1 protein-coding gene is annotated in these 387 nt (G+C 37.7%); it reads left to right on the top strand.

The window, feature by feature from the left end:
• Positions 1-13: 13 nt before the first annotated feature.
• Positions 14-387: AAA family ATPase (locus NE664_15545; protein ID MCQ4728047.1), on the top strand; the 374-nt coding region annotated here is incomplete at its 3' end.

Genomic DNA, 387 nt, shown 5'->3' with positions numbered 1-387 from the left:
GGCCGGCCTGTTGATGTTGGGAGCGGAATATCATATAGCTCGCGAATTCCCGGAGTATTTTTTAGACTATAGAGAAGTTTTAGATCCAACAATAAGATGGACAGACAGACTGCATTCCAGTTCAGGAGACTGGTCAGGAAATTTGTTTGATTTTTATTTTAGAGTTTACAATAAACTGATTAAAGATATAAAAATACCTTTCAAATTGGAGGGTGGGAATCGTATTGATGATACGCCGGTGCATAAAGTACTGAGGGAGGCGCTTGCTAACTGTCTGGTAAATGTAGATTTTTATGTGGGACGTGGGATTGTTGTTAGGAAAAATCAAGAATCTATTGTAATTGAAAATCCTGGGTATGTAAGGATTGAAAAACGACAGATGTTAAA

This window comes from Anaerotignum faecicola (assembly GCA_024460105.1).
In the GTDB taxonomy this organism is placed as follows: Bacteria; Bacillota; Clostridia; order Lachnospirales; family Anaerotignaceae; genus JANFXS01.
The sequence above is the reverse complement of the archived record's forward strand: the minus strand, read 5'-3'. Positions and strand labels throughout refer to the sequence as shown.